The sequence below is a fragment of the Mucilaginibacter sp. P19 genome (genome assembly GCF_050632265.1).
GTDB lineage: Bacteria > Bacteroidota > Bacteroidia > Sphingobacteriales > Sphingobacteriaceae > Mucilaginibacter > Mucilaginibacter gossypii.
The window spans coordinates 6,619,686-6,642,194 of the sequence record NZ_CP192586.1; the positions used below are offsets into that span (position 1 = coordinate 6,619,686).

A 22,509-nucleotide genomic window follows, 5' to 3' on the forward strand; every position below is an offset into this window, starting at 1 on the left:
AAAGTAAAAAATGGAAGCTATAAATGAAATTTCAGAACCAACAGGAAAACATACCCGCACAGCATGGATACCGGCTTTTGGCAGCGGGTTGTTATCAGTTTTAATAGTTTTTATGTTATCGATATTTTCGCCACATAGTGCCGCCGCCCAGGATAAAAACAATGTGGTACGCATAGCCAAACTTGTAATTGATTCTGCTCAATTGCAGAATTATATGGCTGCATTGAAAGAGCATGCCGAAACCGCCGTACGCGTTGAGCCGGGAGTTTTAACCCTATACGCAGTAGCCGAAAAGAATAACCCTACCCACATAACAGTTTTTGAAATTTATGCCGATGCCGCCGCATACCAGGCCCATTTGCAAACGGCTCATTTTAAAAAATACAAAAGCACCACAAAAGATATGGTTAAATCGCTTGAGCTTGTGGAAACCACGCCAATAGTGCTGGCCGCTAAGCCGCGATTGTAGCTGCGGGCATGCCAACATTCTTACCTTAAGCCTTATGGCCTTTTTTCCAATAAAGATGAGATCATCATTTCTAACGAATGGACGTTATTTTCGTCAATGCTGAAGTTGCGGAACATGATTTTTCCGTTTTGGTCAATCAAAAAATTTTCGGGTTCGCCGGTAACGCCGTAAGCTTTTGAAGCAAAATCCTGCGTGCCGCGTAAAGGGATAAATGAGAATTTAGTATTTGCCATAAATGGCAATACATAGGCATCCTGCTCGGGCAATACATTGATCCCTATGTATTCTACGTTTTTGCCTTTAAATTTGTCTATAGCTTTTTGAAAATGCGGAAATTCTCGTCGGCATGGCCCGCAGCCAGGGAACCAAAAGGTCAGCAAAACCACCTTCCCCTTAAGGTCTTTTAAACCAAGCTTTCCTTTACCGCTATAAAGACCAAGTTCAAATGGATATGCGTTAACAGCGGCCCCGGCCCGGATATTTTGGATATCCTGTTGTACTTCATCGTTGGTTTTGCCCAATTTTTCCCCATATCTTTTTGTTATAGCCATAGTGCTTTCAATTGGCATTTTTGCAAGTTTTTTAACCAACGTATCGTAGGCTCCTTTAACATCTCCTGTTTTTTCCTGCAAAGAAGCCTGTTCCTGCGAATAAAAATCACTGATATCAGGATACCTTGGCGGTTTTACCTGTGCAAGCAACGTTGCCGCACCTCTATAATCCTGGTTTGCAGCCAACTTTCGCTCGGCAATAACATTTTCCGTAAAAAGTCTTAAAGGTTTCCAGTTTTGATAGTTTCCAATTTCGGTAGCTAATGAAAGGGCTTTTTCCGGATCGGTGATTATATAGACACCCCATAAACTTTGCATGCCTGCATTTGACCATTCGGATTTTTTCGGTGGATATAGTGAATGCAGCTGCTCAAAGTACCCGATCTTATCCGCAGTGTCAACCGCCCTTTCAGCAAGCCAGTACAAACCCTGGGCGCCACGCTCATTACCAGGAAAGCGCTTCACAATATCAAGTACTTTCTGTTTGTATAGATTTGGGTCGTGTTTTTTAAGTGTTTCGGCATAATAATAGGCATAACTGGCATCGGTAGTATCGGCGATACTTGCCTTTTTCATATATTCTGACGCCTGGGTGTCGTGCCCCCATCTATCAGCATCAAAAGCGAGCATATACCATACCTTGGCTATGTTAGGAGCTATTTCTGTAACTTTCAGTAAGTACTTTTTTGCTTGCGGCATTTCTCGGTTATAGAAAGCCTCGCCTATGGCAAGGGGAATATTTGCTTTTTGCGGATATTGTTTCATCCACTTGTCGTATTGGATAATAAGCGCAGGATTATATATACCCGCTTTCCCGATGTATGCATCATGTGCTTTAAGGCTATCCGGAGTTGCTTCTACAGCCTCCTGAAACTTTTTTATTTCCAAAGCTTTTACGCGGGCTGCGGAGTCGGCACTTTTGGAAATCTTTTTTTGCGCGCAAGCGGGATCAATTGCGCTTAAGATAAATAAGAGGATGACGCTTAGCGGATATTTTAGCATATTTTTCATGATAAAGGTTGGTTTATATTAAGGGATATAATATTTCCTGACTTATAACGGGAGTACAAGCAATTTATTTTTATGTATTTGTCGCAAATTTAAGCTATTCAGCAGCAGCGGTTTTGACTTGCCAACAAATTAAAGCATCTTTATACCCATGGTGCTATGCCCCTGTTTGCAGTGCGTGCTATCAACCCCAAAACAACCAATTTTATTTTTCCTGCTGATGAGTAAAAACCCTACGTACCTTGAATCAAAAGGCCATTATCAAATTCTTGACGGATTGCGCGGTGTGGCATCCCTTTTTGTAGTGGCTTTTCATGTTTTTGAAACCTATGCTGATGGTAACCGCTTTAAGCAAATCATAAATCACGGATACCTGGCAGTCGATTTCTTTTTTGTGCTCTCGGGTTTCGTAGTTGCCTACGCCTATGACGACCGCTGGGGCAAAATGACCCAATGGGATTTTTACAAACGCCGCCTTATTCGCCTGCAACCAATGGTTATTGTCGGATCAATTATTGGTGCGCTGTTCTTCTATTCGCAAAGCGGCACAGCCTTTCCGCTTATTCATGATACGCCGGTTTGGAAAATGCTATTGGTAATGTTGGTTGGTTGTACGCTGATACCCATACTGCCGTCTATGGATATCCGCGGCTGGCAGGAAATGCACCCCTTAAATGGGCCGGCCTGGTCACTGTTTTTTGAATATATCGCTAATATCCTGTACGCGCTGGTGATCCGCAAGTTCTCCAAAACCTTGCTGGCCATATTGGTTTTTGCATCGGCCTGCCTTCTGATTCATTATACCGTGATGGGGCCGCAGGGCGATGTCATCGGCGGCTGGTCGGTTGATAAAACACAGCTCTATATTGGGTTCACGCGGTTGCTGTATCCGTTTTTTGCTGGCATGTTGTTGTGTCGCATGGGTAAACTCATTCATGTTAAAGGCGCGTTTACGGTTTGTAGTATTTTGATCATTGCTGTTTTATGCGTGCCAAGAATAGGAGGGGCTGAACATTTATGGATGAATGGTTTGTATGAGTCCTTTTGTATTATTATCGTTTTTCCGTTAATTGTTGCTATCGGCGCCGGCGGGAGTTTAAAAAGTAAAAACTCGATCAGGATTTGCAAATTTATGGGGGATATTTCGTACCCGCTTTACATTACGCATTATCCTTTAATATATTTTCACGTAGCCTGGGTAACAAATAATAAGGTACCCATGGCACAGGGCCTGCTTGGCGGGCTGGGGATTTTTATAGTCAGTATAGCTATTGCCTACGGTTGCCTAAAATTGTATGATGAGCCTGTCAGAGATTGGTTAAAGAAACGTTTCCTGCTGAAAAAGGCATAATACTGATTGTATACATTAAACGCATCGACCCATCCGAACATCGCTGTGCTGGTAGGGGTTGTATCATAAATCAAATTGATCGCCCCTGGTGTGGTGTTACTTATGAATTAAAATTAGCCGATAATATTTATACAAAAAGGGGTTGACGTTTTTTCGAAAAAAAACATTCAATTCTCTGATTGTTAGTTATATGTATGAATGTTAATCCTGAATTGTGTTAACCCTGTTAACCCCTCTTTTTGTTAACAGGGCAATCCAACCCAAAACTATATATCGCTTAAGTATCTGAATAAATTAAAGAAAAGCTGATCATGATTTATGATACAGCCTCTGTCTGTTTTTTTATTTTCCCTACTCGCTATGCTGCGAAGTTATAGAGAGGGTGGTCCGGCCGAGCGCCGACAAGGTGAGTCAATTATGCGCCTGGTATTATATATTTTAAATCCCGTTAAATAATATTAATTGCATAATAATATAGATAAAGCTTGAAAATATCGTTTATAAACCTCATCTTTAGGTTACTATAAACCATTTGAAAAAGATTGTTGCCTTAATATTGCTCAATATTTACCTGCTTAACATTGGCGGGCAGCTGGCTTTGCACCAATACCTGGTTTATAAATCGGACCGGTTTTTTAATGAACAGGTTGGGAAAGGCTTGTATAATGTAAATGACCTTACCGAAGTCACTATCCCGGTTAACTTACCTGCTATTCATGATTGGCGAACTTTTGAAAATATATCGGGGCATATTACATTTGGAAACGCCACCTACAATTACGTAAAAATGCGATTGACGAGGAATGCCCTTCACCTGATGTGCATTCCTAATTATAAAACTACCCGCTTTGCCGATAGCAATGTGCTTGATGCAAAAGGAATAAAGGGTACTCCTGTTTCTCCAAAAGAGCATGTGCCCTTTGGCAAAATGGTTTTAAAGGATAATGTAAGCCTTTCATTTGTGCAATTTGAATTTTACTGCCCTGTAACACCATTGCCTGAAAACGTTGTACAACCTGTGCAATCGTTAGTAAGTTTTCATCAGGATATTCCCGAACAACCACCCAAAGCAACCTGCTGATTTTCTCCATTTAGTCTATTTACCGACCTGCATTTGTTTTAATGCCCATGGTCGTGTTGTCCGAAATTTCTATTGACAATTTAATACCACATCTATCGCGGGTAAAAGCCATGGCATTTTATCCGCGAGGGTATATAAACATCCTATGATAAAGAAAAAGTTACCGCCGCGCTTGTGCTGCTGTGCGGCTTCACCATAATAGCATCATGCCAAAACTCATCTAATGAGGAGATGGCCCAGGTGCTGAAGCAGATAAATAAAAAGAATAACACCATTTCAAACCCGTTTAACCCCGAAATGAAGCTGGCTTATTGCGATTCGCTGCTTAACATTAAACGGCTTGCCAAAAGCCAGGAAATTTTATTTTCAAAGGCCTCGCTGTTGTTAAAGGCCGGGCAGGAGCAGCAATCTGTAAACGTTTATAAGTACTTGATGGATAATATCGACTTTATGTCGACCGATGAGATGCTGTCCGAACAGGCCATAGCTTATATGCGTTTGGGTGAACGGAGCAATTGTATGCTTAACCATACCGGCTCATCATGTATCTTCCCAATTAAAGATGATGGGGTGCACAAGATCCAAACAGGTTCAAGAAAAGCAATTGAAGTGTATAAAGCATTGTTAAAGCTTCGCCCGGATGATTATGAGTCGCGCTGGTTGATTAATATAGCCTATATGACGCTTGGCGAGTATCCTCAAAAAGTGCCTAAGAATGCCCTGATCCCGGGCCTTAATGCCGACCCGGATACTGCATCACAGGTTAAATCCTTTGTTGATGTGGCCGGTAGCCTTGGCCTTAACATCAACGGCCGGGCAGGCGGGGTCATTGTTGATGATTTTAATAACGATGGTTATCTTGATATCATGACATCGGGCTGGGACCTGAGCGATCCGATGCATTACTTTCAAAATAACCAGGACGGCACGTTTAGTGACCGAACCGAAGCCGCCGGTTTAAAAGGGATTACCGGGGGGCTGAATATCCAGCAAACAGATTATAACAATGATGGTAAACTGGATGTTTTTGTTTTACGTGGTGCATGGCTCACCAAGGGCTTCGGCAACCAACCAAGTTCCTTATTGCGCAACAATGGCGATGGGACTTTTACTGATGTAACCGCCATAAGTGGTTTATTTATGCTTCACCCTACTCAAACCGCAACCTGGGCCGATTTTAATAACGATGGCTGGCTGGACGTGTTTGTGGGTAACGAAAATTCGGAGTCGATGTACTACGCCGATGAATCAACCTGCCAGTTATACATGAATAACCGTAATGGCACATTCAGCAACGTAACCACGGCTGCCCATTGCGGCATCAAAGCTTTTGTAAAAGGGGTAACGTCTGCCGATTATGATAACGACGGCTTTGCCGACATATTTATCTCAACCATGGACGGGCGCAAATACCTGCTTAGAAATAAAGGCAAAACCGAAGCCGGGGTTGATTTTGAAGATGTGACCGTGCAATCGGGCCTTGACCAGATCAAGCAACGGACTTTTACTACCTGGTTTTATGATTATAATAATGATGGCTGGCCCGATTTAATGGTTGCCAACTATCACTTTGATCGTACTTTGGGGTATTACAGTGCCGCTGCTGCCCTGGGCAAAGCCATGCCGGAAGCCGGCAACATCTATCTATACAAAAACAATCATAACGGCACTTTTACTAACGTAACCAAAGAAGCAGGCTTGGATAAGGTAGTTTACAGCATGGGCGCTAACTTTGGCGATATTGATAATGATGGCTATCCTGATATGTATTTTGGTACAGGGAACCCCGATTTCAAATCGCTGGTGCCTAACAAATTTTTCAGGAACATCGGCGGGAAAAGATTTGCCGATATTACTTCGTCATCACGTATGGGTAATTTGCAAAAAGGCCATGGTGTTGCATTTGCCGATTTGCGGAACAACGGCCACCAGGATATTTTTGCTCAAATGGGCGGGGCTTATATTGGTGACTCATATACCAGTTCACTATACATGAACCCCGGTGTAAGTAATAATAACTGGATTAGCCTGAAATTGAACGGCATAAAAGCCAATAATGCAGCCATTGGGAGCCATATTAAACTCACTTTTACCGAAAATGGGGTTAAACGTTCTGTTTATAAAGATGTTAACTCGGGCGGGAGCTTTGGGTCATCGCCATTGCAGCAGGAGATAGGCGTTGGCCAGGCCAGGATAATTGATGAAATTGAGATCAAGTGGGCAGGAAGCGGCGCTGTGCAGCACTTTAAAAATGTTGCCCCTAACCAGTTTTTAAACATTACCGAGGGTAATGCACAATACAAAACCCTCCAATTAACAAAATTGATTTTCCGCAGTAAAAACATGCCGGGTTGTATGCCGATGCAAATGGCAGCCAAAACAAATTAAATTATGTTTCTGTAATAGAAAATATTAGCTCTGGTTTTATACCAAAATAGTTACATTTATATCAACAACAATTAAAATAAATCTTAACCATGAGAAAACTCTTATTACTATGCTGCATGTTCATTGGATTGGCTGTAGCAGGCAACGCGCAAACCAAGCCCGGTGCCAAACCTGTTGAAAAATCAAAAGACCTGCAAAAGCAATTAAAGCTCACTGATAAACAAACCGAAAAAATTGCGGTGATATACCAGGAATCATCCGATAAGTTTGAAAAGATCAAAGCCGCTGATAAAGGTGATAATACGAAAATGATGGTTGATATTAAGCCATTACGGGAAGCTACCATCTCAAAGATCAAAGCTGTTTTAACTAAAGAACAGACAGTAAAATATGATAAACTTTTAAAAGGTACCAAAGCAGCAGCCGGCAGTGGCTGGGGTGATGGCTGGAGCGCTACAAGCGGTCAATAACCAGTTTCAGTAGTAACAAAATAACAGGCCGCTTTTCTTGTGATTAGAGCGGCCTGTTTATTTATAAAATTTGTTTAACCGGCAGATAGTTCATATCGTACCTTAACTGATTCCTAATCCAGGATCTCTATAGGCCGGTTAAGTACTTCTTGCAGCGGGATCTTTTGAATACGCTTATCTTTTTTGATATAATTTAAACTAACCGGGAGAAGTATTGGCCCGGCGGTAACCGACCATCCCGGCGGATCGCCGCCTTCTGTTAGTCTTAAAAAACCGTTGCTGATGTAAAGGGGCATGAGTAAGGCCTCTCCGGTATCCATCGGGCCAAGATCTATTTGCAGTGAATTAGAATGGAAAGATTTAGCTGCACGTTCCGGATCTGTAAATTTATTAATATCGGTAGGGTCAAACATTTCACTTACTTCATCAAGCTTTAAACGGTTGATGTCGAGCTTTACAGATTCTGCTTTGCCTTTTCCAACTTGTTTAATAATTAAGCAGGCTACTGCCGTACCCATTGGCTTCAGCTTTTTTTGCCTGTATAAAGTTGTAAACTGCTCCAGGTAGGTAGAAGAAATTCCATAGTCGGGGTGATAGCTTCCTGCAGTAATGAGATCATCTATTTCGTTCTTCATTACCGGGTAAACCAAAGGGCTATGATCTTTTTGGCCGGCAGCTATTTTCATCTTGTTGTATGAGGCTATGCTCATTTCGCCATAACCAATTTCAAATTTCGCGTTAGCGGTGTCCAGCTGTTTGGCAAGGCTGTCCAATTGTTGCCTTTTTATAGTATAGCGTTTTTGCCGGGCAATATAAAAATACAGGTTGCCAATGATCAAAATACAGCCAGCCACTATCAGGATAAGGGCGAGGCTGTTTTTAGGTTGTTTGACCGGTATTGGGTTTTCGTTATTTTCCATTCTTATGAATATCTGATCATTGTCGAACTATCCGCGCCCCTGTACACCTTCGGCCAGCCTCACCGGGCTCAGCATTTTTCGTATTGTTAATGATTTCCGGGCGGTATCTGCCGGTTCTGTATAGCGGATATTATCCGGCAGAAAAATTGTTTTCGATTCAATTTTCCATTGTCTGTTTTTATTAACAGGGTTTGGTTTATCATAGGTCACGAATAAGGGGATTAAAATTCCTTGCCCGGTTGAAAGCCTTGAAGGTAGTTTTATAATTTGTTTCATAGCGTTGCCTTTGGCCCTGATCTGGCTGTCATAATCATTTTTGCTTTGAGGGTCTTCAGTTACGGTAAGCGGCTGGTTAATATTGAGCTTGCTCATGTCAAGCTCAATGTCTGATGCATCGCCTTTGCCTTTGTTCTGGATCATCAGGCAGGTGATAAACAGGTCATAATTGTTAGCTGTGGTGTCGTTAAAAAGCTGATCGGTTTTCTGCAGGTTTTTATCCGAAATTTCATTGGTGAGTATGGGGTAATCAAGATAAAAGGCATCCTTTTTCCGCACAGCACTATCACCCCCCGCCAGGGCATAAATATCATTGACCATGCTGATATAGGAAATTTCCAGGCTGGCCTTCAGATCAAGGTTAACCGGCGGTGGCGGGTCTCTCTTAATCAAATTATACCCGGTAGTTAGTAAACCTAAAATAACAGTGATAACGCCCAGTTTCAATTGCAGGCTTTTCCATATGCTGTCTTTATCGGCTGTTTTCTTTTTGGCCATGCTTCCCGGTTATTGATAGGGTTAGGAATGTCATGTATTTTTATTTACATGGTTGTTTCACAGGTGCTTGTAATATAAAATTAAGAATAATAATTAACAGCACAGATATTTTATGTCGTATTTCTTTTTCTTTAGTTAAACTCCTATCTTCACCTAAACTTAAATACTGTCATGAATAAAATTTTAATAACAAAGTTGTCTTTTGTTGCGATACTTCTGTTTTTCACCCCGGCCGTGCTATTGGCCAGCAAACATAACAAAATGACAAGAAATATAGACATCGCTGGTCTCATTGTTGATTCAAAAACCTTATTACCAATTGAAGCAGCTGGTATTTACGGGGCCGATGAAAAACTGCTTGGCAAAACGGATGTAAGGGGCTATTTTAAGATCTCACTTGGTTTTATGGCCGATGGGGAAATGAGGTTTAAGTTAAAGATTATTAAAAAAGGCTATAATAACATTATGCAAAGTGAGCATTGGGGCAATTTGCCGGGAGATACAAAAGCGCTGATGTATTTTGGGTTAGATAAAGGATCAGGATCAAACTCTTTTTCAAAAATGGTAAACAAGGCGATTGGCGATCTGGATTATCACAGTACGCTGGAACATTTTGATCAGATAAAAATCGCCCGAACATTTGATAATAAACTATCTGCAGCAAAAGCTGGCAATCAGGATGTGTTGGTTAAGGTTGATAATAAGTTTTATATGGTGGATGAAACAGGATGGATCGCGATATCTTCCGATAAGGACTCGATATCGATAAATAAAAAACAATTGGTAATTGCAGATCAATTAAACGGCACGATCAAAAGAAAAGATATTAAATGGATGACACCGCTCAATGCTAAAAATACTAAGTTCGCTGTTTATACTAGGTAAGCTATACAGAACTATCGTAGTCGATTTAACGAAACGGCCTTCGTGATTAACATAGAGGCCGTTTTAAAATGCTTCATTCAAGCCCAAAAAGAACCCCTTTGAACCATACCGACCAAAGGCATAGTCAAGACAAAGATTGGTACGGGTTGCTTTATTAAATAGTACCCGCAAACCGCCGCCATAACCCGGTTGCCATACCTGGAATATTTTGGTGCCCGATTCATCATTGGTTGTTTGCAGGTTGGCGAATGCCACGCCGCTTACAAATTTATTCCGCAGTATTGGGAAACGGTATTCTACTTCCGAGTAGTTGTATTGCGTACCCTTAAAATATTGTACTACATAACCCCTGCCGCTCCGGAAGCCCGGATCTTTGCCGGTGCCTGGCAGCTCGAGATAGGGGATGTTACCGCTGATAAGGTATGAGCCCCAGTTCCAGAAAGCAACAACATGTTCGGGGTTAGTTTCTGACAGGCTGAAATACTTTCTGAAATCGGTAGTGAACTGTACCGCATTTTTGGAGCTCCCCATCCAGCTTTGATTAATGCGGAAGCCGGCATCGACGTAAATCCCTCTGTAGGCCCGGTTTTGATTGTCGCGGGTGGTGTATTGCAGGTTAAAAAGCAAGCCGTTAGCAGCATAATGGTCGCGGGCAAATCCATGACGGTCGCTATAGATATTGTATGGGGTAAGATCAGTTGTTGATTTGGTATCCTCAATTTTTCGCCTGATATCAAAGGAAGCGCCCGCACCTAAAAATAACCCCTTATCAATTTCTTTGTATACCTTCTCGCGGATATTATAAAATTGCGAATGCAGCGCCCTGCCTTTACGCCCGGGGTTGGCCAGCACCTGGTCGGCTTCGCTGCCGCTTGATGCCTGGCCAATTCCCAAACCATAATCGGGCGATACCGTTTTGGCTGCAACCAAACTGCCCTGAAAATTCCATTTATTACCCGGTGCATATATGTTATGGTTGATATAAAAATAGATGATCCCCTTGGTGGTAATAGATGCCGATGTGGCAGCAACCGATAACAGGGTATTAGGATCGTTTCCTAATTTTTTACCTGCTACAGCCTTGATGCCAATTTGCGACCCGATGGTTGGATTAGATGCCACGTTGGGTATGATGGTAATTCCCGATGACTTTTTATTGGCGGCTGCAGCCGGTCGGCCGGGATGAAGTATGTTACGCACCAGGTCGCCAAAGTCATATTGTTTATATAAAGTATCAGTCGGTTTGGCCGCTTGTACTACTTTTTCTTTAATGCGCAATGAATCGGCTTTTACCGAATCGGCAGGTACAGGTACCTGGCCGAAAGCATGTACCGATATGCCTGTAAATAGTATGAATAAAACTGTTTTTAAAAGCAGGGCAGAGATTTTATGTGGTGGTTTGTGATGCACGCTAACGGATATAAATATTAAAAATTCAATTTACTGACTGTTTAATTGTGATAGGTGTTAGCTCATTTCTAAACCCCGAAATGTGCATAATGTTTGAACTTCAAATTTGTACGGGTGCTAAGGCGACGGATTTAGTTGCATTATTTTTTGTTTCGCTTAAATATTGCTACCTTAATATTCTCTTGTTATAAACCACAGAAAGTCGGCTTCGTCCTGCTAAAACTTAACCAATTATAATCATGAACGTACCTTACATTCGTTTTGTGGCCCTCATTGTTTTTATGTTTGTCGCCTTTTCAGGGGCTGCGCAAATCAATCAAGGCAGAGCAGACACTATTGATCGCAAATGGTGGAAGGAAGCCGTAGTTTACCAGGTTTATCCCCGAAGCTTTAAGGACAACGATGGAGACGGTATTGGTGACCTGAAAGGCATTATCTCCAAACTTGATTATATCAAAAGCCTCGGTGTTGATGTTGTTTGGCTTAACCCAATTTACAGCTCGCCTAATGACGATAATGGCTATGATGTAAGCGATTACCGCAACATCATGAAGGATTTTGGAACCATGGATGATTTTGATGCTTTGCTGAAAGGCATGCATTCCCGCGGTATAAAACTGGTGATGGATCTGGTAGTAAATCATAGCAGCGATGAACACGAATGGTTTAAGCAAAGCAGGAGCTCGCGCAACAATCCGTACCGGGAATATTATCACTGGTGGAACGCCGAAAAGGGCAAACCCGCTTATCGCTACAGTTTATTTGACGTAAATCATGATGCCTGGCGTTATGATTCGCTTACCAATGCCTATTACCTGCATTATTTTTCGCGCAAGCAGCCCGACCTTAACTGGGAAAATCCAAAACTCAGGAATGAAGTATACGGCATAATGAAGTTTTGGGCTGATAAGGGGATTGACGGCTTCAGGCTGGATGCTTTCCAGTTTGCCGCGAAGGATACCACATTCCCGGCCTTTCCGAAAGGGTTTGAAAAAACTTTACCCAATATTACGGCGTACAGGGCAATTTGCACGGATACCTGCAGGAAATGAACAGAGAAGTGCTCAGTAAATATAACGTAATGAGTGTGGCCGAAGGTGCCGGTAACACATTTGAAGATGGGCACAATTTAGTTGATGCCGACAGGAATGAATTGAACATGGCTTACGCTTTTGAAGCAGTGGATATTGCCAAACCGGAAGGCTATAGTTTAACTCATTTAAAGCAGGTATTCACCAAATGGGACAGTGCATTTGCAGCAAAGGGCTGGCTATCTATATTTCTGGCTAATCATGACCAGGCCCGGCTGGTAAGCAGGTTCGGTAATGATAGCCCTGAGTTCAGGGCTGTATCATCAAAGATGCTCACTACATTTTTGATGACCATGCGCGGTACGCCATACTATTATAATGGCGACGAACTGGGCATGACCAATGCCGGTTTCAGCACAATTGATGACTATCGTGACGTGCAAACCTTGAATGAATATCAGCGGCAAAAAAATATTGGTGCCGATTTGCCTACATATTTAAAACGAATAGCCTTTGAAAGCCGTGATAACGGGCGCACTCCATTTCAATGGAACAGCACGGCCAATGCCGGTTTTACAACGGGTATACCCTGGATAAAGGTAAATCCCAATTATAAAAGCATCAACGCTGCTGCGCAGGAAAAAGATGCCAATAGCCCGTTGAATTATTTCAGGCGGATAGTAAAGCTGCGGAAGGATAACCCGGTACTGGTATACGGAAAATATACATTGCTCGATGCACAAAACCCCGGTACTTATGCTTACACCCGGGAGTTGAACGGCAGGAGGCTGCTGGTACTCCTGAATTTTACAAGTAAAACAGCTCCGGCTCAAACAGGTATGGATTTGGGCAATGCAACGGTTTTAATCGGCAATTATCAAAAGCCGTCAAAAAGTGGTACACTTATGCCGTATGAGGCGGTGGTTTATGAGGTGAAGTAGGAGGGGTTTAATGTAGAGACGCATAATTGCGTCTCCTAATGTACAGAGTCTCATTTAATTGAAAATTGCATGCGTGACCTGCCTGCGAGAGACGCAATTATGCGTCTCTACATTTATTAATCTTACCTCACCACCAGCGAAATCTGCAAGACCCTCGGCTTATCGCCAATGGCCGGGCCACCCCAATCTGTTTCATCACCATTAAGGATGCGAAGCGATTTAAATACGCCGTTTTCATAGCAGCCTTCCTCAACCTTAAGGTATTGCCATGCCTTGCCGGTATTGCTGTCGGCCGGTTGGAAAGTGATGCGACAATTGGTTCCGGTCACGATGAATTTATTTTCGTCGAGGCTAACAATCATGGCTTTACCGCTATGGTCTTTATTGGGTTTAAGTTCACCACCCCGGCCGCTACCAAATTTTATAATGGCATCCCAGACACCAAGTTTAATGCTTTGCTCCGCACCGTCTTCATGTTCAACAACTGCTTTTATCTTGTCGTCAAATGCCCATTGCGCCATCTCCCTCATCATAGGAGCTGTCATGGCATATTCATCCGCAAAATGGGCAAGGAGTTCGGCGAGGTGTTCATCGTTTGAGCTTTCGCCATTATTATCTATTCCAAAAGGCGAAAAACCAATACCACCGTGGGCCAGCACATCATAAAAATATTTGGCGTTATCAGCAACTAACCCGGCTTCGGGTACAAACAAGGGATTATCTGCCCGGGTGTACAGGTCAATCACTTTCAGCACTCTTTCGCTGCCCGACAGGTAAATATCGGGAGCAAGCAGGTCAATAGATGGTGCGGCTGCTTTCCAGATCGGGATTACATTATCTGTTGCGCCCCCACTTTCATAATGGGTTGCCGACGGATTGGTAAGTGGATCGCGAAGTGCCACGTTTACATATAGCGGCAGCGGATACTCAGCCTTACCCGCTGCTGCCACCTGTTCAATGAACCGGGCTATTGACCAGGCCTGGAAGTATTCATCAGCCCTTTCACCAAAAACTTTGGCCCATGAGCCTTTTGAATTTTCCGGCACGTTCAGGGCTTTTAGTATGGCCGGTTTTAATAGTTGGGCGGGTACATCGGCTTCAAACAGTTTTTGCGCCTTGGCTGAATAGTCGCGAACGGTGTCCCATGAGCCGGGTTCGTTTTCAACCTGTACCATGATAACTGTATGCTGCGTATCTGCCTGCTTTAAGTAGCGCATAACTGCCGAAAACGCTTTGATATCAGCATCTAAAGTGGCTTTTGAATGAGGTGAAGGCGAGTCAATGGGCTTGCCTGTTTTACCTGTTATGTTTGGATATTTCTCCGCGTCGCGTTTCATCCATTCGGGCATGTAATGGTTACTGCCGTTTTTCCAGGTACCAAACCATAATAGTACCAAATGAACGTTATGCTGCCGGGCTTGGGTAAGCAAAGTATCAACCAGCGAAAAATCAAACTTTCCGGGCTGGGGTTCTATTTGCTCCCAGTAAATGGGTACTTCAAGCGTGTTAAGGTGCATTGCCCCGGCCGATTTCCATACGCCTGGCATTAAAGCGGGCCATGCACTTGAGTTGTGCGCCTGGCCTCCCAGCATTAAAAATGGTTTGCCATCAACTAAAAACGCGTGCCTGCCATTTTTTTCGATAAGCCGGGGTAGCGATGCATCATTAGTTTGGGCAAGGGTTTTACCCCCGCAAATAATAGTGATGTAAGCAGGAGCGTATTCTGAGTTTTTTGCCAATTATTTTAAGCATGATAACAAAGGTTTATGACCATGCAAAATAATTACAAAACAGCGCTTTTGGTAATACTAAATAAACGGTTTATGGTTAAAAATATACCAAATGCAGCGTTTATTTTGCCAACTCCAGCTTGGCAAAAAAATCATTAAACATGAGGTTGATATCTAACCTGCGATAAACACGGATATTACGGCCCTTGGCATTATAATCATATCCCCCTTGCGCGTTAATAAGCGGGCAGGGCTTTAACACATATTCACTTGATGATGGATCGGCTTCAAAGGATGATTGCAGCGCGGTAAGCAACACCAGCGGACTATCACCTATGATATAGGTTTCACCCAAATTAAGATGATATTGCTGGATGAGCTTCATGACGTTTTCAAGTGCACCAGCCAGGTATTTCCCTGTTTCGCCTTGCGGCTTTACTTTAAGCAGTAATTCTGAGTAGGAAAGTATCGCCTGGCGATACCCATCCCTCGGAATCTGCCATAATTTTAGCTGAGAATGGTTAAACACAGCTCTCGCCGCATTGATATCGATATTGAGGTTATACTCGGGGCTGCTGTAATTGGGTGGGGGTAGTGCAAGATCGCTGTACTCCGGGCCACCAATCCACACCAGTGTGAGTTTGTCGGCAATTTTAGGTTCGGTTAGCACTGCCGACGCAATTTCGGTAAGCCCGGCACCGCAGAGGATATAAAGGGGCAGTGAGGTATCTGTACGGGATGCTTCTTTAATGATCAGATCGACAGCTTTACTTTTTACCGGGGTACTGTCGTTTACCATCGCGGTGTTAGAGCCTGCTATTACCGGGAATTGATCTTTGATTTTTAAAACAGCCAATAGCTCGGCAGCTTTTTTTGCAGCCTTGTCGGCCTGGGTTTTAGATTTGTCGAACCCATCATTGGCATTCAGGTGCGAACCAATAATCCCTCTAACGTCAACCGATGGTGATAATACCAAATGTGTTAACGCAAATAAGCCATCCGGGTCGCCGCTAAAATCATTATCCATAATCACCCTGATGCGGGGCGAGATAAGTTTATTGTTTGCAGCTGATTGCCCTTTTGAAACAAAAGGAAAAACAAAAAGCATCAGCAGGAATGTTAAAAACTTGCTTTGGGTCATAGCTTAAAGGTTAATTGGTTGGTGCACATAATATAAGTGTTTTACCATGAAATAAGTGTCTGTTTACCCCGCAATACTTTCAAAAGCTGAAAGGTATTTATCAATATAAAATTGCTTGCTTGCCGTTTTATACTGCATAATAAAACGCGGATGTTCAAGTGCTATGATCTCGCCAAAAAAGTGGTACTCATCATTTAACTTGCGCAGGAATGTTTCATTCTTTCCCGTACCAAAACAAAAGCATTTTTCGGTATTAATGCCCAGATCAATCTGCTTGCGGATGTTTTCGATCATGAAATGGTAAACGGCGCGGGTTAATTCCTTGCTGTCGTAGTAATTGTAGTTCTTTTCCTTGCCGTTGGTATCGATACTGGTAAAGCCAAGCGGGCAGGGAGAATTGATATAGATCTGCTTATAAAAAGCTTCCGGGCCGCCAAAGGCGTTGATCACCTCATAAACAAACACAGAAGAAGGCTCGTGCGACATTTTGCCTTCGTAGTTGATGTGGCATTCAGCTATCAACCGCTTAGGATCGGTAAAAGGAATGCCTGTTAAACCGCCGCCAAACCTGCCGGGGTTGATACCCAAAATGATGTGGCGCTGCTGATTATCGTTGTAATATTTATGATAAAACTCATCAACAATACGCATAGTTTGCGGATGCTCCTTAAACGGGTTCATGATACGGATGCCTTTGGGTAAAGGATCGCCGGTATAGGTTAGCTGCTCATTGAATTGGATAACCCTGTCTGCAAATGTCATAACTCAAATGTAGTATTAGTTGAGCAATTGTTTTTGATGTGTTGTGGCTTTCTGCTTTAGTGCTTGTAACATTTGACTTATTTTGCGAGCAATAACAAAACCGTTTACAATAAGGGGACTTATGTCAAAAAAGAAAAAAGGGAAAGTAGTTGCAATGAAGCCAATTCAGCTAAGTCCGGAAAAGTATATTAAAACACAGGCACGTACGCTGCCTATTTTTGAATGTCTGATAAATGATGATTGGGAGACATCCGGCTTATGTAATATCATAGTGGCCCGCCAGCACAAAAACGGAAATGTAACAGCAGGTATTTACCTGGTTGATATGTTTTGCCTGGGTGTTAAGGGTGCTCAATACGAATTCAATTTGTACCAGGACGACTATGAAGATTTAAAAGACAAGTTCAATTGGGAGAGGTGCGATTATGTACTTGCTCATAATATCATTTTTGGCGCGATAGCATACGCCGAAGATTACGGATTTAAGCCGCACAAAGAATTTGAAACAGCACTGTATATTTTAGAGGAAGATGATGAAGCGATAGAGCTGATGGAGCTTGATTTTGGATTAAATGGAAAACCTCATTATGTATCGGGTCCTTATGATGACGCTGTGAAAGTCAATAATATCATAGCTACACTTGAACGAACAGCGGGCGAAGGCAATTTTACTCATACATATCTTGGAGATGGATTTGACGATATGGATGACTGGGACGAAGATGACTATGATGACGATGATATTGATTATCCCAACGATGGAAACGAATTGGGAGCAATGCTGAAACTTCTGAAAAATGTAAGTGAGACCTACGATGCTAAAATAAGGACGGAACAAGAACGGCAGATATTATCAGAGCGTTATATTGGCGCTAAGTATGAGTTGAGTGAAACAGAAGGCGCATTGGAACACAATCGTTTTGATAATGACGAAGCGGCGGGCAAGTATTATAGACTAAGAACGATTATTGCCAACAAAGATACTATTCGGGTAAAAGAGTTTGAGGAAGCGCGTTTAAAATACCCGGCAACACCGCCATTTTACAACCTGCTCCAAACGGCTTACATCAACAACCAGCAATATGATGAAGCTGAAGAAATCATAACTTTAATGTACAATGTATTTCCTGATTATTTTCCATCACTTATTAATTACGCGGGAATGCTTTTTGTGCATGAAGAGCCTGAAGCAGTTTTAGCCGTTTTTAATGGCAAGTCCGATCTTAATTATTTATATCCTGATCGCAATGTTTTTCATGTAGGTGAAGCATTAGTTTATTATGCCTGCATGTGCCGTTATTTTTCTGCAATTGACCAAATAGATTCAGCCGATATGTATATGAATGCTATGCTCAAATATGCGGAAACCGACTTCTTTAAGCAGACGGAAATGGTAAAGTTTGCAATAATGGATCTTTTTAAAGCAAAATTTGCCGCTTTAACAGCGGGGGGCTTTTTAGGTAAGTAATATGCCTAAATAAGTATATTAATTGAGTTGGATATTGTGTTTGCTTATGGCTACCTGGTATCTCTATAATAAAGCTATTAGATATTCGCTTTTTACCAAATGGTAAGTGAAATCGGTTTTTTGCGGGGGAACTTTGTGGTGTCCAAAAAAGAATAAACATCATGAACAATCAAATTGAAAGTAAATCGTCATTAAATGGCAAAAGGGTAATTATATTGGGAGGTAGTACTGGTATAGGCTTCGCAACAGCAAAAGCTGCGGCTGCCGAAGGTGCTAAAGTTGTAATAGTTTCAGGTAATCAAAGTAAGATCAATAATGCTTTAAGTCAATTGCCTGAAGATGCTGAAGGCTACGCCGTGGATCTGTCGCACGAAGAAAATATTAAATCATTTTTTGAACAGGCCGGGAAGTTCGACCACCTGGTTTATACTGCTGCGGAAAACATTAATCTTTATAATATCGATCAAACAGATATCGAGGCTGCGCGTAAGTTTTTTAATCTGCGTTACTGGGGAGCTTATGCTGCTGTTAAATATGGCATCCCGTTCATTAATGAGGGCGGCTCGGTAAACCTAACTGGTGGCACGGCGGGAACAAGACCGGCAGCCGGCTGGTCGATGGCCAGCAGTATTTGCGGTGCTATTGAAGGTTTGGTAAGGGCGCTTGCTGTTGAGCTTGCTCCAATACGCGTAAACGCAGTGGTGCCCGGTGTAATTGATACTAACCTTTGGGACAGCCTGCCTGCCGAAAATAAAGAGGGCCTTTATAATTGGGCAAAAGATACATTACTGCTCGGCCGTGTTGGTCATGCCGATGACGTTGCCCTTGCATTTGTTTATCTTATGAAGCAAAGTTTTGGCACCGGGTTGAATTTAGTTGTTGATGGTGGTACATTGCTGGTTTAATCCCTGATATAACACTATTGGTTGATGCCGGCCGCTTTTGTATCTTGTGGCGTTCATCAAGCATAAAAAGCAATTGACAAGCATACCAACACATTTTAATAAAACCCGCATAGCACCAACGCCAAGCGGGTTTTTGCATGTGGGTAATATCTTGTCGTTTGCTGTTACTGCGGGACTGGCCCGCAAACACGGGGCAAAAATATTATTGCGGATTGATGATCTTGACCGGGCGAGGGTTAATCGCGAATATTTAACCGATATTTTTGATACGCTCCGCTTTTTAGAAATCCCCTGGGATGAAGGCCCGCAGGATGCTGATGATTTTGAATCCCGGTTCTCCCAAATTCATCGGATGCAGCTGTACAACGAAGCTCTTGATCAATTGGTTGCGGGTGATTTTGTTTTTGCCTGCACCTGTTCGCGGAAGCAGATGAGTGAAACGGGAAGCTGTACCTGCTCAGATAAGCAGATCCCTTTAAATACCCCTGAAGCGAGCTGGCGCTTACGTACAGATAACGCTGCTACATTGCAGGTGAAAAGTTATAACGATAAAATTATCCTAACTCAACTACCTGCCGAAATGGAAAATTTTGTGGTCAGGAAAAAAGACGGTTTCCCGGCTTATCAGCTTACCTCAGTTATTGACGATCTGTTTTATGGCGTTGACCTGATTGTAAGGGGCGAAGATCTATGGGCGTCAACACTGGCGCAGATTCAGGTGGCGACTGTATTGGAGAAGCAGACTTTTAATGATATCGTATTTTATCATCATCCGCTGTTGCTTGAAGCAGATGGTAAAAAGCTATCCAAATCGGCCGGTTCAACGTCGATTAGATATCTAAGTCAGGAAGGCAAAAGTGCGGAAGATGTATTTATGCTTATCTCAGATCTTTGTTCACTTCCCGAAAAAGCAAATAACTGGCAGGAGCTTGCGGCATCAATTCTTCGCAAGCTTTCATAGGTTTATCAACACTTCTTTATAAAATATCTGTTTAATGTGACTCCAGCTTAATCGAACGATGTCAATTTGTATGTTTTAATGTGATGAAAATGTTAAGTCATTTACAATAAATTAAAGCAGTTCGTGCTTTTACTTTACCATGACATAACTGCCTGTACATATCTGAAGGATAAATTTGTGGCAACAAATACAAATTACGATGCAAGCAGCATTTTGCCACAAGCACCTGAAATTTCTGTTTTTTGTTATCCTTACCTTCAGAGCCATTACCTGCCAGGCTCAAAATAACCCGCTCTCTAAAGGTTTCGCACATAATGACTACTGGCACAACCGACCGCTGTACGATGCTTTGGATAACGGTTTTCAAAACATAGAAGCTGACATTTACCTGCGTGATGACGAATTGCTGGTTGCACATATGTTGCCCGCTTTTCAAAAAAACGCACCCTGGAGCAGCTTTATTTAAAGCCATTGTTTAACTGTTACGAGGGTAAAAACAGGGAGGTGGTATACCCACTTTCTCCGGTTACGCTGATGATCGATATAAAATCAGACGCTGAAAAGACTTATGCAAAGCTGTCGGAAGTTTTAAAACGCTATGCGCCTATGCTGTCGAGTTATAATGATGGCGAAATAATAGAGGGAAAAGTAACAATTGTCATCACCGGCAATAAACCTTATAAAATGCTTCAGGCGCAAAAGCAGCGCTACGCTTTTATTGATGAAGACCTGATGCAGGTGCATACCGATACGCTTTCAAATACCGTTTATAAAACTGCCAGTTGCAAATATTCACGCCTGATTAGCTGGACAGGTAAAGGCCCGATGCCCGAAGATCAGAGACAATTGCTTCGCGATTATGTAGCCGCAGCACATCACTATAAAAAGAGGGTACGCTTGTGGGCATCCCCCGAAAATAAAGAAGTATGGAAAGCTTTGCTTGAATGTGAGGTAGACCTGATCAACACCGATAAATTAGCCGAATTAAGAGAGTTCCTGATGACGGGGCCGGAGCCTGTAAGATACGCGAAGGTGAACACCAGGTAATACCCACTAATCACTCAATAAGATGAAAAAGATTAGAGTAGCATTTTTCGCCGAGATACTTATTGAAGATTTTGACGGTGCAATACGCACCATGTATCAGCTCATTAAACGTATAGACCGGAATATTTTTGAATTTCTGTTTGTTTATGGTGCCGGTCCCGACAGTATAGCCGGATTTGAATCATTAAAAGTTCCGGCTTTAACATTACCAATTAACACCGGTTACACCATGGCAATACCTGGCTTGGTGATGAGCGAGCTAAAAGAAGAGATAGATAACTTTTCGCCAGATGTTGTACACATTGCTACGCCATCGCTTTTAGGTAGTTTCGCGTTAAAATATGCTACTCAGCAGGGGCTGCCTGTTATCAGTATCTATCACACACATTTTATTTCATATATCGATTACTACCTGAAACATACCCCATTCCTGATTAATAAGGTTAAACAGATGATGTCGGAAAGCCACAAAGCTTTTTATAATCAATGCGATCAGGTGTATGTTCCTTCAGTTACTATGAAGGACGAACTGATTGATATGGGGGTTGATACCTATCGCATGAAACTATGGCAGAGAGGAATAGACACCAGCCTGTTTTCGCCTCGGCATAAAAAGAGTCTGCGCCCGTTGATGGGAAATGATAATCCCGCCATTTTGTTTGCCAGTCGCTTGGTTTGGGAAAAAACCTGGAAACACTGTTTGAGATCTATACCACCATGCAGGACCGCCACCCCGAAGTTAACTTCATAATTGCCGGTGACGGTGTTGCGCGTAAGGCCTGTGAATTAAAGATGCCCAACGCGGTGTTTACCGGTAAGGTAGATCATAAAACGCTTTCGGTGTTATATGCATCGTCAACCCTGTTCCTGTTCCCATCGGTATCTGAGGCTTATGGTAATGTGGTGATTGAGGCTATGGCATCCGGGTTACCGTGCGTTATCGCCGATGGCGGCGGTTCAAAAGATTTTATTGAGCAAGGCATTAACGGTTTTAAATGCGAACCCTATAATGCCGCCTGTTATGTTGAAAGGATTGAACTACTGCTTAAAAGTAATAGCCTGAGAGAACAATTTATTGAAGAGGGACTTCAATACAGCAGCCGGTTAAGCTGGGAGCACCTGGCATCAGTATATTTTGATGATCTGGCCGAAATGGCGGGTGCGGATGTGTTGAGCATCGTATAAATTCTAAGTAACTCATAAAGTGATTTCCCTG

21 protein-coding genes and 1 pseudogene are annotated in these 22,509 nt (G+C 42.6%); 15 read left to right on the plus strand and 7 right to left on the minus strand.

Annotation, left to right across the window (positions count from 1 at the left end; genetic code table 11):
* Nucleotides 1–10 precede the first annotated feature (10 nt).
* A complete protein-coding gene (locus tag ACQ86K_RS32660; protein ID WP_176844549.1) occupies nt 11–469 on the plus strand; it encodes a putative quinol monooxygenase in 459 nt (152 codons plus the stop codon).
* Nucleotides 470–501: 32 nt separating this feature from the next.
* Here the strand turns inward: ACQ86K_RS32660 and ACQ86K_RS32665 are convergent, their stop codons facing one another.
* Nucleotides 502–2,031 (minus strand): TlpA disulfide reductase family protein, encoded by a 1,530-nt coding sequence (locus tag ACQ86K_RS32665; protein ID WP_091173491.1) that lies wholly within the window; start codon nt 2,029–2,031, stop codon nt 502–504.
* Between the two features lie 217 nt (nt 2,032–2,248).
* Between ACQ86K_RS32665 and ACQ86K_RS32670 the strand changes: the two genes are divergently transcribed.
* The 4 genes from ACQ86K_RS32670 to ACQ86K_RS32685 all read left to right on the plus strand — a co-directional run bounded on the left by ACQ86K_RS32670 (nt 2,249) and on the right by ACQ86K_RS32685 (nt 7,318).
* Nucleotides 2,249–3,379, plus strand: a complete 1,131-nt coding sequence (locus ACQ86K_RS32670; protein WP_091173494.1) for an acyltransferase family protein — start codon at nt 2,249–2,251, stop codon at nt 3,377–3,379.
* A gap of 532 nt (nt 3,380–3,911) precedes the next feature.
* Nucleotides 3,912–4,460 carry a hypothetical protein gene (locus ACQ86K_RS32675; RefSeq protein WP_091173497.1) on the plus strand — a complete coding sequence of 183 codons (549 nt, stop codon included), beginning with the start codon at nt 3,912–3,914 and terminating at the stop codon, nt 4,458–4,460.
* 174 nt (nt 4,461–4,634) lie between these two features.
* Nucleotides 4,635–6,848 (plus strand): FG-GAP-like repeat-containing protein, encoded by a 2,214-nt coding sequence (locus ACQ86K_RS32680; protein WP_431199468.1) that lies wholly within the window; start codon nt 4,635–4,637, stop codon nt 6,846–6,848.
* Between the two features lie 89 nt (nt 6,849–6,937).
* On the plus strand, nt 6,938–7,318 hold the full coding sequence (locus ACQ86K_RS32685; RefSeq protein ID WP_129570436.1) for a hypothetical protein: 381 nt from the start codon (nt 6,938–6,940) through the stop codon (nt 7,316–7,318).
* A gap of 113 nt (nt 7,319–7,431) precedes the next feature.
* Here the strand turns inward: ACQ86K_RS32685 and ACQ86K_RS32690 are convergent, their stop codons facing one another.
* Together ACQ86K_RS32690 and ACQ86K_RS32695 are read right to left on the minus strand one after the other, a co-directional pair.
* Nucleotides 7,432–8,238 carry a hypothetical protein gene (locus tag ACQ86K_RS32690; RefSeq protein ID WP_091173508.1) on the minus strand — a complete coding sequence of 269 codons (807 nt, stop codon included), beginning with the start codon at nt 8,236–8,238 and terminating at the stop codon, nt 7,432–7,434.
* A 27-nt stretch (nt 8,239–8,265) separates the two neighbouring features.
* Nucleotides 8,266–9,012 carry a hypothetical protein gene (locus ACQ86K_RS32695; protein WP_091173510.1) on the minus strand — a complete coding sequence of 249 codons (747 nt, stop codon included), beginning with the start codon at nt 9,010–9,012 and terminating at the stop codon, nt 8,266–8,268.
* Nucleotides 9,013–9,273: 261 nt separating this feature from the next.
* Here ACQ86K_RS32695 and ACQ86K_RS32700 point away from each other — a divergent pair, with 261 nt between their 5' ends.
* Entirely contained in the window at nt 9,274–9,897 is a 624-nt protein-coding gene (locus tag ACQ86K_RS32700; RefSeq protein ID WP_143020854.1) for a hypothetical protein, read from the plus strand.
* Nucleotides 9,898–9,960: 63 nt separating this feature from the next.
* On the opposite strand, the gene ACQ86K_RS32705 is transcribed toward ACQ86K_RS32700, so the two are convergent.
* Nucleotides 9,961–11,307 (minus strand): BamA/TamA family outer membrane protein, encoded by a 1,347-nt coding sequence (locus tag ACQ86K_RS32705; protein ID WP_256337523.1) that lies wholly within the window; start codon nt 11,305–11,307, stop codon nt 9,961–9,963.
* Between the two features lie 239 nt (nt 11,308–11,546).
* Between ACQ86K_RS32705 and ACQ86K_RS32710 the strand changes: the two genes are divergently transcribed.
* Nucleotides 11,547–12,359, plus strand: a complete 813-nt coding sequence (locus ACQ86K_RS32710; RefSeq protein ID WP_431199469.1) for an alpha-amylase family glycosyl hydrolase — start codon at nt 11,547–11,549, stop codon at nt 12,357–12,359.
* Entirely contained in the window at nt 12,356–13,279 is a 924-nt protein-coding gene (locus ACQ86K_RS32715; protein ID WP_431199470.1) for an alpha-amylase family glycosyl hydrolase, read from the plus strand. The genes ACQ86K_RS32710 and ACQ86K_RS32715 overlap by 4 nt, the downstream gene beginning before the upstream one ends.
* 122 nt (nt 13,280–13,401) lie before the next feature.
* Here ACQ86K_RS32715 and ACQ86K_RS32720 read toward each other — a convergent pair whose 3' ends face one another.
* The 3 genes from ACQ86K_RS32720 to ACQ86K_RS32730 form a co-directional block, all read right to left on the minus strand.
* Nucleotides 13,402–15,018 carry a DUF5597 domain-containing protein gene (locus ACQ86K_RS32720; RefSeq protein ID WP_431199471.1) on the minus strand — a complete coding sequence of 539 codons (1,617 nt, stop codon included), beginning with the start codon at nt 15,016–15,018 and terminating at the stop codon, nt 13,402–13,404.
* Nucleotides 15,019–15,130: 112 nt separating this feature from the next.
* The gene (locus ACQ86K_RS32725) at nt 15,131–16,150 is read right to left on the minus strand and encodes a nucleoside hydrolase (RefSeq protein ID WP_091173517.1); all 1,020 of its coding nucleotides are present in this window, start codon (nt 16,148–16,150) and stop codon (nt 15,131–15,133) included.
* Nucleotides 16,151–16,213: 63 nt separating this feature from the next.
* Nucleotides 16,214–16,912 carry an SMUG2 DNA glycosylase family protein gene (locus ACQ86K_RS32730; protein WP_091173520.1) on the minus strand — a complete coding sequence of 233 codons (699 nt, stop codon included), beginning with the start codon at nt 16,910–16,912 and terminating at the stop codon, nt 16,214–16,216.
* A 121-nt stretch (nt 16,913–17,033) separates the two neighbouring features.
* Here ACQ86K_RS32730 and ACQ86K_RS32735 point away from each other — a divergent pair, with 121 nt between their 5' ends.
* The 7 genes and pseudogenes from ACQ86K_RS32735 to ACQ86K_RS32765 all read left to right on the plus strand — a co-directional run bounded on the left by ACQ86K_RS32735 (nt 17,034) and on the right by ACQ86K_RS32765 (nt 22,478).
* Nucleotides 17,034–18,380, plus strand: coding sequence for a hypothetical protein (locus ACQ86K_RS32735; protein ID WP_091173524.1), 1,347 nt, complete (start codon nt 17,034–17,036; stop codon nt 18,378–18,380).
* 149 nt (nt 18,381–18,529) lie between these two features.
* A pseudogene (locus ACQ86K_RS32740) lies at nt 18,530–19,285 on the plus strand (SDR family oxidoreductase); the annotation flags it as partial.
* 73 nt (nt 19,286–19,358) lie between these two features.
* Complete coding sequence (locus tag ACQ86K_RS32745) at nt 19,359–20,246, plus strand: glutamate--tRNA ligase family protein (protein WP_176844550.1); 888 nt, start codon at nt 19,359–19,361, stop codon at nt 20,244–20,246.
* 199 nt (nt 20,247–20,445) lie between these two features.
* Nucleotides 20,446–20,712 (plus strand): hypothetical protein, encoded by a 267-nt coding sequence (locus tag ACQ86K_RS32750; protein WP_431199472.1) that lies wholly within the window; start codon nt 20,446–20,448, stop codon nt 20,710–20,712.
* Between the two features lie 5 nt (nt 20,713–20,717).
* Nucleotides 20,718–21,293: a hypothetical protein gene (locus tag ACQ86K_RS32755; RefSeq protein ID WP_431199473.1), complete on the plus strand. Its 576-nt coding sequence runs from the start codon at nt 20,718–20,720 to the stop codon at nt 21,291–21,293.
* A gap of 22 nt (nt 21,294–21,315) precedes the next feature.
* Complete coding sequence (locus tag ACQ86K_RS32760) at nt 21,316–22,044, plus strand: glycosyltransferase (protein WP_431199474.1); 729 nt, start codon at nt 21,316–21,318, stop codon at nt 22,042–22,044.
* The gene (locus ACQ86K_RS32765) at nt 22,011–22,478 is read left to right on the plus strand and encodes a glycosyltransferase (protein WP_431199475.1); all 468 of its coding nucleotides are present in this window, start codon (nt 22,011–22,013) and stop codon (nt 22,476–22,478) included. The genes ACQ86K_RS32760 and ACQ86K_RS32765 overlap by 34 nt, the downstream gene beginning before the upstream one ends.
* Nucleotides 22,479–22,509: the final 31 nt, after the last annotated feature.

What these genes read in the sequence shown, in the direction of transcription:
- ACQ86K_RS32660 (WP_176844549.1), top strand. Translation starts at nt 11, where the DNA reads ATGGAAGCTATAAATGAAATTTCAGAACCAACAGGAAAACATACCCGC.
- ACQ86K_RS32710 (WP_431199469.1), top strand. Translation starts at nt 11,547, where the DNA reads ATGAACGTACCTTACATTCGTTTTGTGGCCCTCATTGTTTTTATGTTT.
- ACQ86K_RS32730 (WP_091173520.1), bottom strand. Translation starts at nt 16,912, where the DNA reads ATGACATTTGCAGACAGGGTTATCCAATTCAATGAGCAGCTAACCTAT.
- ACQ86K_RS32735 (WP_091173524.1), top strand. Translation starts at nt 17,034, where the DNA reads ATGTCAAAAAAGAAAAAAGGGAAAGTAGTTGCAATGAAGCCAATTCAG.
- ACQ86K_RS32695 (WP_091173510.1), bottom strand. Translation starts at nt 9,012, where the DNA reads ATGGCCAAAAAGAAAACAGCCGATAAAGACAGCATATGGAAAAGCCTG.
- ACQ86K_RS32685 (WP_129570436.1), top strand. Translation starts at nt 6,938, where the DNA reads ATGAGAAAACTCTTATTACTATGCTGCATGTTCATTGGATTGGCTGTA.
- ACQ86K_RS32715 (WP_431199470.1), top strand. Translation starts at nt 12,356, where the DNA reads ATGAACAGAGAAGTGCTCAGTAAATATAACGTAATGAGTGTGGCCGAA.
- ACQ86K_RS32700 (WP_143020854.1), top strand. Translation starts at nt 9,274, where the DNA reads ATGACAAGAAATATAGACATCGCTGGTCTCATTGTTGATTCAAAAACC.
- ACQ86K_RS32765 (WP_431199475.1), top strand. Translation starts at nt 22,011, where the DNA reads ATGCAGGACCGCCACCCCGAAGTTAACTTCATAATTGCCGGTGACGGT.
- ACQ86K_RS32750 (WP_431199472.1), top strand. Translation starts at nt 20,446, where the DNA reads ATGCAAGCAGCATTTTGCCACAAGCACCTGAAATTTCTGTTTTTTGTT.
- ACQ86K_RS32665 (WP_091173491.1), bottom strand. Translation starts at nt 2,031, where the DNA reads ATGAAAAATATGCTAAAATATCCGCTAAGCGTCATCCTCTTATTTATC.
- ACQ86K_RS32725 (WP_091173517.1), bottom strand. Translation starts at nt 16,150, where the DNA reads ATGACCCAAAGCAAGTTTTTAACATTCCTGCTGATGCTTTTTGTTTTT.
- ACQ86K_RS32760 (WP_431199474.1), top strand. Translation starts at nt 21,316, where the DNA reads ATGAAAAAGATTAGAGTAGCATTTTTCGCCGAGATACTTATTGAAGAT.
- ACQ86K_RS32690 (WP_091173508.1), bottom strand. Translation starts at nt 8,238, where the DNA reads ATGGAAAATAACGAAAACCCAATACCGGTCAAACAACCTAAAAACAGC.
- ACQ86K_RS32670 (WP_091173494.1), top strand. Translation starts at nt 2,249, where the DNA reads ATGAGTAAAAACCCTACGTACCTTGAATCAAAAGGCCATTATCAAATT.